This window comes from Pedobacter metabolipauper (assembly GCF_004362715.1).
GTDB lineage: Bacteria > Bacteroidota > Bacteroidia > Sphingobacteriales > Sphingobacteriaceae > Pedobacter > Pedobacter metabolipauper.
Map to the genome: position 1 here is coordinate 45177 of NZ_SNYC01000004.1, position 13360 is coordinate 58536.

Annotated in this window: 11 protein-coding genes; all 11 read right to left on the minus strand. The window is 41.4% G+C overall.

The annotated features are described in order from the left end of the window. Positions 1-8 precede the first annotated feature (8 nt). The gene (locus tag ATK78_RS06775; protein WP_133575344.1) at positions 9-1796 is read right to left on the minus strand and encodes an AsmA family protein; all 1788 of its coding nucleotides are present in this window, start codon (positions 1794-1796) and stop codon (positions 9-11) included. 49 nt (positions 1797-1845) lie between these two features. Beyond that, positions 1846-2679, minus strand: coding sequence for a DUF4249 family protein (locus ATK78_RS06780; RefSeq protein ID WP_133575345.1), 834 nt, complete (start codon positions 2677-2679; stop codon positions 1846-1848). Position 2680: 1 nt separating this feature from the next. Next, positions 2681-5236 carry a TonB-dependent receptor gene (locus tag ATK78_RS06785; RefSeq protein WP_133575346.1) on the minus strand — a complete coding sequence of 852 codons (2556 nt, stop codon included), beginning with the start codon at positions 5234-5236 and terminating at the stop codon, positions 2681-2683. Next, positions 5217-6287, minus strand: coding sequence for a FecR family protein (locus ATK78_RS06790; protein WP_133575347.1), 1071 nt, complete (start codon positions 6285-6287; stop codon positions 5217-5219). Before ATK78_RS06790 ends, ATK78_RS06785 begins: the two co-directional genes overlap by 20 nt. Before the next feature lie 11 nt (positions 6288-6298). Then, positions 6299-6904: an RNA polymerase sigma factor gene (locus ATK78_RS06795; protein WP_133575348.1), complete on the minus strand. Its 606-nt coding sequence runs from the start codon at positions 6902-6904 to the stop codon at positions 6299-6301. Between the two features lie 6 nt (positions 6905-6910). Then, the gene (locus tag ATK78_RS06800; protein WP_133575349.1) at positions 6911-7387 is read right to left on the minus strand and encodes a CHRD domain-containing protein; all 477 of its coding nucleotides are present in this window, start codon (positions 7385-7387) and stop codon (positions 6911-6913) included. A gap of 57 nt (positions 7388-7444) precedes the next feature. Continuing rightward, positions 7445-8533: a DegT/DnrJ/EryC1/StrS family aminotransferase gene (locus tag ATK78_RS06805; protein ID WP_133575350.1), complete on the minus strand. Its 1089-nt coding sequence runs from the start codon at positions 8531-8533 to the stop codon at positions 7445-7447. Further along, positions 8514-8900: a sugar 3,4-ketoisomerase gene (locus tag ATK78_RS06810; protein ID WP_133575351.1), complete on the minus strand. Its 387-nt coding sequence runs from the start codon at positions 8898-8900 to the stop codon at positions 8514-8516. The genes ATK78_RS06805 and ATK78_RS06810 overlap by 20 nt, the downstream gene beginning before the upstream one ends. Further along, complete coding sequence (locus ATK78_RS06815) at positions 8884-9891, minus strand: glycosyl transferase (RefSeq protein ID WP_133575352.1); 1008 nt, start codon at positions 9889-9891, stop codon at positions 8884-8886. Before ATK78_RS06815 ends, ATK78_RS06810 begins: the two co-directional genes overlap by 17 nt. Then, positions 9884-10684: a TIGR04325 family methyltransferase gene (locus tag ATK78_RS06820; protein ID WP_133575353.1), complete on the minus strand. Its 801-nt coding sequence runs from the start codon at positions 10682-10684 to the stop codon at positions 9884-9886. Before ATK78_RS06820 ends, ATK78_RS06815 begins: the two co-directional genes overlap by 8 nt. 117 nt (positions 10685-10801) lie before the next feature. Next, positions 10802-13285 (minus strand): outer membrane beta-barrel family protein, encoded by a 2484-nt coding sequence (locus ATK78_RS06825; protein ID WP_166664845.1) that lies wholly within the window; start codon positions 13283-13285, stop codon positions 10802-10804. Between the last annotated feature and the right edge of the window lie 75 nt (positions 13286-13360).

Here is a 13360-nt window from a genome sequence, read left to right on the forward strand (position 1 = left end):
GAGATGCACTATTCCTTCGCTTCTTTTTTACGTTTTCTTTCAGCCTTTTTTTCCTGGCGTTCTTTTTTCTTATCTTTTATTTTTTCCAGGCCTTGTTCGGGTGTTTTTACCGGAACAATTCCAAGTCCGATATTTTCACGCATACCTATAAAAACACTTTTCCAAAGCAGGTTAAAAAATGACGCTGCTGGTGTACGCTGAAAAGTAATATTGGCAATTCTTGGTGCTTTTCCCTTATCGGGATTGTTGTCTTTGATGAGCAGGTTGTTGGCAAGGAATGAAAGGAAGCCTTTCTTTTTAGCGGGTTCTCCATCTTCTCCTTCTTTGAGCAGTTTTATTTTAAGGTCGTTATAAAGAAACATTACTGTACCCGAAGAACCTGAACGGTTGGCTTTAATATCAAATGTCGTTTTGCGCATTTTTCCGCTTTCAATTTCAACAAGGCCCATATTCTTTCCAACCGGGTTTAAAACCAGCATGTCCATGGGTGCAACCTCTCCTTTATAGGTAAATGCAGCATTTTCTGCGGTAAGGTTAAAGTCGATATGGATGTCAATGCGACTGGTTTTCATAACCATGGCATGAAAATCAGCAATGGCATGATTGTTCTTTGCCAGCTGACTGGAATCATTGGTTACGTTAAGAATGTTACCTCCAAAATTCTGAAAATATACGGTGCCCCTTTTCTGGCTGATCGGATTATACTCGGTATAGGCTACATCAATATTGGTCAGTTTTATGGTATCAATATGTGTTGGCATAGGCAGCCTTTTAAGCGCTACATGCGGAAAATTCTGTACTTTATTCAAATTTGGCGGAGGTGGCAGTTCACGGTTTACAAAGATCCCTGCTTTTGCGGGCCCGATCTTTAAGGCCGTAGCATGCAGGCTGCCTTCTGTATTTAACCGGATAAAATCTACACCGGCAAAACTAATGTGATCAAAATTAAGATCATAGCGGTCCTTCCCATATTTATACATCCGTGTAAAAGCCAGGTCGGGATGAAGGGGGATCATCTGAAATCCAACTACCCGGATATATTTTCCTGCAGTTGAGCCACTGATGGTATCTACCTTCATGGTATACATTTTATCTTTGCCGGTAGACCGGTATCCTGTTAACTGGAAATTGATATCCTTTGTATAATAAAAACGTGTAGTGTCTGACTGTGAAACAGAATCGATCAGCAGATCCTGCACATTTACAGTTAGGTGTTTAATCGAATTAAGCGGCTTCATTGTTGCCCCATTGATGTAATCCAAATCGGCATCAACAATTTTGATCGCTTTTATATGTATTAACTTAAGGGTTTTTGAGATTTGCTGATATAAGGTTCGTTCATCTTTAACGGTATCTGGTCTTTTAGCCACCTGGTGATGAATGATCCGGATAGACGGATGGTCAAGAATGATGGAATTCATCTCTACCCGCTTTTTAAAATAGGCGGTAAGGATGCCGATGCGGTTTAATTTTAGGGCGGCCAGTTTGATTTCAAATAAATGCGCCGGGGCTAGCTTAACCGCCTTAAGCCGGTTAAAGGCGGCCGTATCAGGTATCAACGATACCTCATTAAGGGAAGCACTGCCCGTAACCAGGTTCAGGTGTATATCTTTAAAGTCAATCCGGTATAATCCGTTTGAACCTTCATAGACCCCGGTCTTTATCTTTTCGGTTAGCAAGGGTTTCCATTTTGCACTGAAATAAATGGATACTCCTGCCACAATTAAGATCAGGAACCCTAAAATTCCACCTACCCACTTTAATATTTTGTATTTTTTTTGTTTAGTTACCGCCATCCCTCAATTGTTATAGGAAAACCTATGCAATATCAAGGCCAACATTTAGCTAAAGCTCTTTTGCGCTGTAGGTTCGGTTATCGACATCTACAGCAGAGAAGTATCCCTGAACATTTCCTCCGGAGAAATTCCCCTGAACATTAACCGGAACTCCGGAAAAAAGCCCACTCCAGTCGGTCTCCATGAATACAGAATACAGGTACCTGGAATATCCTTCTGACAACGAGATCTTATAGATAGAAATGAAGTCATTCGGTGCGAGTGTAAATGTCCGCTTCAGGTTGCTGAGCGGATAGAGGGAGTTGGGTGAGCCGAGCAAATGCGTATAGCTGTAATTCTCGGTAATGTCAAACCTGCCCGGAGTCCAGGCTGGGATATTTGAATAGGAAAAATACCACTTGTTGGCATTGAGGTACCCAAAGGTATGCTTTGGAATGGTTCCGATCACCTGATTGTTTACGGTCCGTGTGGATAAAGGCAAAAAATCGTCAATAATATTTACAACCTGCCTTAAGGTATCTACTGCCGTGTAGGTTTTATCATTGTACTTAATGGTCAGTGTATAAGGACTGTTATAACTTGGATCTGTTCTTCCATTTATTCCAATATAGATACCAGGCTGGCCTTCTCTTAAAACGATCGCTGTTTTTCCATCGCTGATGGTTACTGTAGCCTTTCTGATTGGTGTTGGTGCAGAATCCGGAAATAAGGCAGGTTTGGTAAGGCGAATGTATTGAAACAGGGAATAGGTATTAAATCCACCCTCAACAGCCATATCGTAAGTGCGCACCGGTTTTACAAAAAGATCTTCTTCAAGCGGGTTTTTGCTACAGCCGGCAAGCAGTAACACCAGAGTGAAACAATATATTGAAAACCTTTTCATGTTAAAGTTTAAAGCTATAGGCAATCCACGGATAAAAACCGAAGCCATACTCCACTGTTGGTGTCTGCCGTTCAATAGCAGACGAATTTAGACGGTAATATAATGGATTTTTCTGGTTATATAAATTATATGCCCCAATAGATACGGTACTAAAGAAGGTGCGGTTTCTGGATAATCTCGATTTAAACTGGTATTCTGCGGAAAGATCCAGCCTGCTAAAATCAGGAAACCTGGATTTATTCCGCCCTTCAAAGATCGGTATATTGAGACCATCGTGCTGGTAATAACCAACGGGAAGCGTGAGCGGCCTGCCTGTTGAATAGGTAAAGAACGTTTGTACGGAAAGCTGTTCTGTGATGCCAAACCTGGCATTCAGCTTTAATTCATGAGGAATATCATAATTGGCGATAAATTCTTCACCATCGTTGATGTCCGGAATTTTCCGGAATACCCGGGAATAACTATACGATAAAGTTCCGGACAAGCGGCCTTCTGATCTGGTGACTTCCATTTCTACCCCATACGCATTAGACCTTCCGGAACGGATCTGATTTCTGACATCCGGATTCCTGATAATTTGCGCATGGCCAATCAGTTCTGGCTGATGATCCAGTTTCTTGTAATAGGTACCTGCAGAAAACACAAAGTGCCGGGGGGCATACCGGTAACCTAAAGAGAGTTGGTTGGCCCGCTGAGGCTTAATTGTGGCTGAGGCCGGAAGCCATGGTTCCAGGGATGAGAACGCCAGGATACTGTTTTGTACAAGCTGCAGATATTGATAGTTGAGGTTATAGGTAATGAAGATCCGTTTATTGGGCGACGGCAAATAGCTGAGGTTGATGCGGGGTTCCGGGTTTAAGAAGGTAGAGATCTCATTTTCCTTAACCAGGTTTCCCTGTTCATCAAAAATATTTGGCTTCTCTTGTGAATTGTAGAAGAAGCCGACCCGCAGACCGTAATTGAGTTCGAAAGATTTATTCAGGTTGATCTGCTGCGCGTAATAAACTGCCGACTCAACAGATCTGTCCCTTGCGATATTAAATTCAAACGCCTGCCGGTACATTTCTCCGGGCATAAATACGTGGTAAGTACTTGCTATGCCAAACTTAATCTGGTTGGTGGGGCTGCGGTAATACGTATAATCGGCTTTTAAGGTGAGATCCCTTACTCCGGTGCTCCATTGGCTTTTTTCGGAAAGGGTATCTGAATTCAGGTCGAGCAAATTGCTGTAATTGCTATAAATTGCTGACGCATTTAAGAATAATCTGGAATTAAAAATATGGTTCCAGCGGAGTGTAGCGGTTAAGTTGCCCCAATCGTTGGCATAACCATCTTCAGATACCAAATGGTCTTTACCCAGGTAGGCGGAAAGAAATACACTGTTATCCTTATCTACCTTATAATTCACCTTCGCATTCACATCATAATAGACCGATCTCGGATTAAACAGCTTAAACTCATTGTGGAACACATCCAGCAAGCTTCTTCTATAGGCAACAATGAAAGACCCTTTGTCTTTAACCAATGGTCCTTCGGCAGCAATCCGCGCGGATAATAAATTCAGACCGCCATTGATATGAAATTCTTTACTGTTTCCCTCTGCCATCCGGTTTACGATAACAGAAGAAAGCCTGCCGCCAAAATTGGCAGGCATATAATCCCGGTAAACCTGGATATTGTTAACTGCATCCGGATTAAATACGGAAACCAATCCATATAAATGGGAAGGGTTATATACTACAGCCTCATCCAGCAGGATCAGATTCTGATCGGCATTACCTCCCCTTACAAACAAACCTGAACTGCCTTCTGTGATCGACTTTATCCCGTTTAGCATTTGCAGCCGTTTCATTACATCCGTTTCTCCGGCATAATATGACGCATTGTTTAATTGCTTTACAGCAAGGTTCTGCTCATTCAGTAATATTGGATTGGGGGTAACATTGGATTGTTTAATCGTCACTTCTTCCAGTTGATGAACCAAAAGGGACAGTTCGATTTCTTCCTGCACATTTTGATACAGATGGATATTCTTTTTATACGGCTGATAACCCGGGTATGAAACCAAGAGCTGGTAATTGCCCTCAGGAACGGAAATGGAATAAAAACCATACTGGTTGGTAGTTACACCGACCTGTAAAGACGGGATCTGCACGGTTGCACCGATCATTTCTTCTCCATTGGAGTTATCACGGATGTGGCCGTGTATGGTATAGGTATTTAGTTTTCGGGGGGCAATTACAATGGAGTTCCCAACCCGGTTAAATTCAAGATTTGTACCCTCCAGTAATTTTTCAAGGATGTTTTCAAGCGGAGTTTGAACAAAGCGGTGTTCAATGGTGCGGTAAGGCCGAAGCTGGTCAGGATCAAAGGCAAAATTTTCTCCGATCTTCAATTCCAGTCTGAGGATGTTTTTGATGAGGGAATCTGCAGGCAGATTGATGGTAACCGGTAACTTAAAAGAATTGCGGGTTTGGGCAATAAGATTACCAGTTGTTATTAAAAATAAAAATGGAACAATTAAAAACGAGAGCCGCCTAATTATCCTTAAAAACATAAGTACCCTTTTCTTTTGTGATCTTGCATTGCAAAGATGCAGAAATTACAGCAAGTGCACTATCTAATGTTTGATATTGCATCGTTCTGTCTGTAAATTTCCTGCTTTTTAACGCCTCACTCTGGATTACGATCGGCATTTTATAAACATCCGCTAACTGCACCACAACTTCTTTTAAAGGCATTTCCTGGAAAATAAACTTTTTATCCATCCAGGCTTTGTAATTCAGGTCTAGATTATCTGTTGCACTCAGCTTTTTACTCTTACGGTCAAAGATTCCTAATTTACCTGGAACCAACAGTACATTGCTATTTGAAGAAGCATGATTTAATGCCACTTTACCCTCTTCCACTATAACAGTGATCAGATCATTGTTGTTCATTACATTGAAACTGGTGCCAATATCTTTAGCCTCCACTTCTGCAGCAACTACACTGAACTGATGGGCATCGTGTTTTACTACCTGAACAAATATCTCTCCCCTGATCAGTTCCAGCTTTCTATTGGTGAGGAAGTTGGTTTTATCATATTTAATGGTGGTAGCTGCATTTAAATTAACCTGGGTACCATCCGGAAGAACAACCTGTGTCATGGCGGCATTACTGCTGGTGCTGATTACTTCGTATCCATAAACCGATGTAAGATAATAGCCAACCCCAACAAAAACCAATAAAACTGCGGCAATTCTGGAGATCATATTTAAGTTCCATGCTGGCTTAAAGGTTTTATCACCAGACTTACCCCTGGCGTCAGTATCGTTAACAACGCCAGAAAAATGCGGAGTCATAACTACTGCTTTTTCAGTACCATCAAACTGTTCCAGTTTACGGTCAAGGGATTCCCAGGATAGCTGCGGGTCATATCCTTGTTTTGCATACAGCTTATCTACGTTTAGCTGAACGGTCAAAAAGTCCTGATATATCTTTTCATTTCCCGGATCTTCATCTCTCCATTTTTGCAGGAGCAGCTTATCTTCCGGAGATATGGTAAGGTCCAGATCTTCAAGGATCAGATCGTACATTGGTTCTTGGTTAGTTTCAAATTCTTTCATGAGGGAGATGTTTAAGGCGTTAGTATTGTTAATAGTATCAATAAGGAAACGACAACTTGTTTATGCTTTTCCAGATGTTCCCTAAGCTTTTGAAAACCATAGGTTAGGTGATTTTTCACTGTTTTGATAGATATATCCAGCTGTGCTGCTATCTCATGCTGTTTCAATTTTCCAAAACGGCTCAGATACATGACCTGTTTGCACTTTGCCGGCAATAGCTCAAGAGCCTGTTCAAGGCTGCTCAGTAATGCTTCTTCAGTTTCATGTATAACCTCATCTGAGGCTTCATTATCCTGAATAGTCATATATGCCAGTTGTTTTTGTGCATCCATTTTTTCTTTTTTAATGACGTTTAATGCCGAATTAATGACCGACCTAAACAAATAACTTTTCACAGATTGTTTAATGACCAGGCTGTCTATCTTACTCCAGATGATAATAAACACATCGTGAACAATTTCTTCTGCAACTTCCTGCTGTCCGACATACCTGTAGGCTACAGCAAATAACTGCTTATAATATTTTTTATAGAGTACCTCAAACTGCTTTTTATCGTGCTGTTTAATGGCCTCTAATAATTGTTTATCTTCTTCAAAAAGCACCTGAATATCTTTCATATCACCTTATTGTTGCTTTAACGTGAGGTAACCTGAAATTTCAGGAGCCATTAATGTATTGTATAGTACCACAAACCATTGTCCTTTTAGCAAGGTACGTTCCTGCAAAGGACTCAGGGTAAGTTTGCCATCTAAAGGGACATCTCCGGATTTGCTGGTACTAAATAGTTCTTTCACTACCGTTCCTGTAGTACCCTTTGCACCGCTCCTGAGCGTAATTAACACCGGAGATATATCCTTATATTCAAGCGCATAGCTGAATATTTTGGTCTCCTCATCGTATACGCCTTTAAGCACCGCTGTTCCAGTAGAACTGCTGTTTGTTCCTTTTTTGTCAATCCTTGCTGTTACCTGGTATGTTCTTACCGGAGCCTTGATCCGTACCTGTTCTGCAGACTCTTCCTTTTTACAAGACGCCAGTGTAACAAACATTAAAACAGCAATCGTTTTTGATATAAATCCCTTAGTTGTATAATCCCACATCACTCGTATTTTAACTAAGGACCAAAATACTAAAATCTTATATAATATTGCAACCTTTTAAAATGCATTCATCACAGCAACAACCTGTTTAACCTGCTCTGCAGTGTGGAAATAGGAGACTGGCAGACTTAATGTTGTCTGATGAATGGCTTCTGAAATTGGATAGGCCCCTTTTAGCCTGTTCTTTAATGCTTCCTGACGATGGGGAGGAACCGGGTAATGTATTTCTGTTTTAATGTTATTTTTTAATAAGTGTGTTCTTAATTTATCTCTTTCAGGATGTCTGATTGAATAGATGTGATACACATCATCGTAATCCGGATGCTGCACCGGAAGTATAAAATCAGACTTTAAACCTTCCTGATAAATTTGGGCAAGTTTTTTCTTATGGCTGTTGATGGCATCAAGAGATGTAAGTTTAACAGACAGGAAGCCTGCTTGTATTTCATCCAGCCTGGAGTTTATTCCAATATACTTATTGTAATATTTTTCATGACAGCCATAATTACGAAGCGCTTTTATTTGAACTATGGCTTCGGCATCTGCTGACAACAGCGCCCCTCCATCGCCCAATGCGCCAAGGTTCTTTGTTGGATAAAAGCTAAATGCACCAAAATTGCCAAAGGTTCCTGTCTTTTTTCCTTTATAGGTTGCCCCATGAGATTGTGCACAATCTTCTATCACCTTAAGGTTATTTTTCTCTGCAATACCCAGGATCGGATCCATATCACAAGATTTACCATAAAGGTGAACGACCATGATTGCCCGGGTTAAAGAGCTGATCTTTTCTTCAATCTTTAACGGATCGATGTTATAGGTATTCAGGTCTGGCTCTACCAGCACAGGCACCAGTCCATTGTGGTAAATTGCAAGGATGGTTGCAATATATGTATTTGACGGAACGATCACTTCAGATCCTTCTGGAAATTCAAAGTATCTTAATGCCAGCACTAACGCATCTAAACCTGAGGCCAGTCCTGCACAATAACTGTTTCCGCAATAGGCTGCAAACTCCTGTTCAAAAGTAGTTACCTTGTTTCCAAGAACGAACCATCCTTTATTTAAACTATCGGTAAAACTTTCCTGATAGCGTTCCATAAAAGGCTCATTCAATAAGAACAGGTTCTCATACTCGATGGTATTCATATTGTGGATATGGGGTATAGATATAATCGTTAGATTCAAAATACTCGGATGCCAGCACCATTAGTATGGCATCATCACTAAAGCTGTGCATTGAATGCCAGTCTTCAGGCTGGATCAGCAGGCATTTATCCGGAGAATCTAATATAAATGAAGATTCATCTTTCCCATTGTTATTATAAATGATGCAATGACCGCGAATACAGATTGCAGCCTGAATGGTTTCATGATGCCTGTGGCCGCCGCGCTCAGAATTGTCGACTCCATAGATATAAAAAATCCGTTTGATATCAAATGGGACTACTTTTTCTATAACCGTAAGATTACCCCGGCTATCGGTAAACGTTTTTAAATTAATTAAGGAAGCCATAGTTCAGTGCATTTTTTTTGTAGAAATTCTTGTAATAGCCCCTTAGAAAGAACAGAATAGACCTGCCGGTAACCTTACGTACATATTGAATATCATTGGTAACTTCATGAGATACAATATCCTGGCTGTAATCGCTAATTAACGATTCTGCTTTTGAAAGGGCCAGACTATATGGCCTGTAAATGTGTTTTATTGGGTTTCTTGATAAATTATAGACTTCATTTGAAAGGCTGTAACTATCATTAAGTGTATACTGGAAATCATGATAGTGGTAAAATACGAGATCAAAGGATTTATGGGTTATACCCTCATGGCCTGTAATTTTTCCATGTTTTTCTTTGAAGGTATATTGTTGAACATTCCAGGGGGCAACGCCACCCCCCAGATGTTGCAACACGTGAACTGTACTAAATCTGCTGATCCAATCATCGAGGTACTTTTGATCTCCAAATTTACCATCTTCAAATCGGTTAAAACACCATTCTAAACAGGCTTCAACCCACCAGTTAAGTACCTCCATGCCTTCTCCCGTATTTTTAAATGTCATAAACTGCACGCAATAGATGCCACTTGTTATGGATTGATCATAGCGTTTAGTGTACCTGTGTTCGGTAATCATAACAGACTTTGTTCCCATCTCTGCCAGCAGAACGGCCGGATCATTGAAAAACAACAGGTCTGCATCAACATAGGTACAGTGGTCTAAATTGAATGTATCAATACAATATTTTATGGTAGACGAAGCGCAAGTCCAGCAATATTCGCCGGCACTTCTTTCTTTTTTTACGGCCAGCAACCTGTCATTCTCAAATTGCCTTAAGCTTACAATAGTGGCATGCGGAAGATTAAGGCCGCTAAGCAGATCATAACAATGATGATCAAAAGCGAAGATATACAGGTGAAAATCCGCACACTGCTCTTCTAATGAATTGTACATTGCCAAACCTCTTGACAGGTAGGCCGTATTAAACAGGGTACAGAATTTAAGCATGTTGCGAAATATTAATTAAATAAAATCCTTTGTTAGCTCCCGCAGGTTTTGCGTCTATGTACATCACAGCTTCTCCGTTTACATAGGACGGAAACTCTGCTACAACTTTATACTGATCAGAAAAGTGACTTAAAAAAAACTCCTCATGGAAAAACCATGCAGGATAGGATGCCGGATAAATTTCTGGCGGAACAATTTGCAAGGTTAAACGATCATCTGATGTATAGCTAAATGCAGTTCTGTCAAACAGCAGGAAATCAAAGTTATAGGTAGCCAGTTTTTTAAGAAACACATGCGGCTCCGGTAAATACTGAACCGAGCTTGACAGCAGTACAAAATCAATGTCTTTGTCTGCATAGCATTCATCAATTGAGTTGTAGAACTTTAATGTATCATCTTCAAAATTTGCTTTACCGCAGGCTACGTAATGTTCCTGCTCAACTACATTCCAACTGGCACATTTATCTGAAGTAAGGAAATCTTTGATCTGGTAATAGGTGCTGCCCAGAGAACCCCCAAAATCAAGAATGTGTAATGGGCGTTTTTTTATAGTGACGCTAAGCATTAAATAAGCCAGTAGCGAATACGGATATTCTTTCTCATTAAAGATTACAGAATCCCGCTCGTATACTGCCTCTCCTGCTTTTACCTTCAATAATGAATCTTTGGTTTTTTGCAGAATGATATCCGAGTCATAACCCCCGGCAGCAGAAGTTACCTTAGACCAGGACGGATAATCGCCAAACCAGCCATACTGCTCTCTTTTACGCTTTGAAAATATTGTTTTTAACATGGATTACTTCCCGATTTCTGCTTACATGACAACAGAAAATCTAAAAGGTCCTATATGATTTCATACTATTTTTAAATTTTTATCAAATAATTGCGTTAGTTGATCCGGCTGCATTCTCTAATTTGAAACATCATCGTTCTTTATCCCGCGCCTGGTCTTTTTCGGTGTATCTTTTAACCTGCCAAAATTATAGTTGAGGCTGAACTTATAATTCCTGAAATACTGCTGACCGGTACTGTTTTCCAGAAAACCCAGTCCTGTGGTCTGCACCTTATTATCCCTGAATTTTTTAAATGGGTTGTTTAATGTTGCTGTTAGGCTCAGCTTGTCTTTAATAAGTCCGTGGCTGCTGCTGAACGAGGTATTGACCTGTGCCTTATTGATCGACTGGACGGATTTTGAGACCGGGCTTTTGCCAATTACATTCAGGTTTGCATTTAATCTCCATAGGGATGCAGGCCGGATGCTGCTGCTGACGGTAAAGTTGTGATATAACCCTTTTGTTTCCGGAAGTTCTGTTCCGTGCCGGACCAGATCCAAATGTGTTAAATTGCCGTTAAAGTTAAATGAAACCGTCTTTGTGGCGTTAAATGCGAGGTAAAGGTCAGTGCTTAATGCAGTTCCCTTTCCAACATTTGCGTAGGTACTGGATGTGATGCGAGTGTTGGCATCGTATATAAATATTCTAAAATCGAGGTTATTGAACATCGAATAACCGAGGCCCAGGTTCACTGATAATTTTCCATTTTTATTATAGACCAACATCAAATTATTGATTAAGGATGGGCGCAGACCCGGATTCCCACTGGATTCGAAACTCGGATTACTGCGGTCGGTAAATGGGTTTAAGCGGTTAATACCGGGTCTTTTTAACCGCTGTGAAAACCCGGCATTCAGGCTGTTGCTTCCTGTAAGCTGTAACCCAACGGATAGTGATGGCACCACATGCAGATAATCTTGTTTAATGTCTCCGCTTACCAGGGTCTCTTCCAAACGGACTCCGCCTTTAACACTTACCTGCTTACCGGTATAGCCAATAGAGGTATAGCCAGCCAGAACATCCTGTGCAAGACTAAAGTTGTTCCCGTTGAGGGGGTCTGTTTCAAGCTGTCCGCTTGATGCGTTCATGATGCGGTAGGCATAATCACTCTTGTTGCCCCTTAAGATGACCTTTGCACCTGACTCAAAAACCCATTTTTTAAATGCCGTTACATAATCGCCCTGCATTGTATGTTCATCCGAACCGGCTTCATTTTCCTGAGCGTAACCGCTTAACGGATAATTTACCTGTTCGCCTATCTCTAGCTGGTTATTGTTTTCGTTTGCATAACTGCTATACCGGTAAGAGAACGTAAGCAGCTTACTCTTGCTTGATTTAAAGCCGATCTGATAATTTAGTGAAGCATCCAGTCCGGCGCCATTCCCTTTAAATTTATTCTTCAAACGGTAGGATTCCAAAACCGAAGCATTGAGCGCGTGAAGATCAGACTGTAGGTTAAAGATTTCTCTGTTGCTATTTCTGCTGAGATTAAATTGTACGGAAATGAGCCTCAGATCACTCCATTCATAGCTGATGTCTGAACCAAAATAACCGGTATTTGAATTCGACCTGCGGTCTCCGTTTTGAATTAAACTGGTCATGGTTGTACCCGTTGTATTTCTTTGTAACGCATTGAGCGTTACCGGTACTTTAGCCAGCGATCCGCCGGCAAATACAGAAACCCCAAGCTTACCCGCTTTAGCGTTGAATGATGTGCCAATGCCGGGGCCGCCCGCCGGAAAGGCCTCATTAAAGTTTAAGGTGCCGCTATACCCATCGCCCGGCTTCTTATTGGTTACGATATTAATAATACCCGCAAATCCTTCTGCATCATATTTTGCCGGCGGATTGGTGATCACCTCTATCTTTTGAATGGCAGACGCCGGCATGCTCCGCAATACTTCCTTTGGATTATGTGTCACCAGTGCCGACGGCTTACCGTTGATAAAGATCTGAAAGCTGGAATTGTTCTTTAACAGGATATTCTGATCTGCATCTACCGAAACAAACGGGACTTTACGCATCATATCCAGCAGATTGCTTCCTTTACTATCGGGATCTGACTGCAGGTCGTATACCAGCCGGTCTGACTCTTGCCGGACCAAAGGCCTGGCTGAGGTAACCTCAACCCCTTTCAACTGTTTCACATCCGGCCGAAGCTCCAGGGTACCAACATCTATGGTCTGCGGGACTGCCCCTGAGCTCGTGCCTGAGGCCGTGTCTAAGCGCATACCAGAATGTGCATTTGTAATCGTTAATGCTACTACTTTTTTCAAGTAGCCTATCCGCGCTACATGGAGTGTATAACTGCCAGCGGGGAGCTTCTGCAAGATAAAATTTCCGCTGCTGTCGGTAGTCCCGGCCGCCATATTTTTAAGCGCTGGATCTTTAATACTGATGGTTACCCAGGCCGCGGGTCTTTTACTCAACGAGTCGACCAGTTTCCCGGAAACGGAAAAGAAAGCAGGGTTTGTTTGGGCCGTTGCACATTTGCTTAAGGCGAATATGTTGGCCAGTATTAAAAGCAGGACGATACCAGGACCGGGTTTAAATGTTTTCATGTAGTATTTGGTTGATTGATGAGACAAAAAGTATGGGCATACCATTCCCATCAGCAGGAAAATGCTGGTGTGATT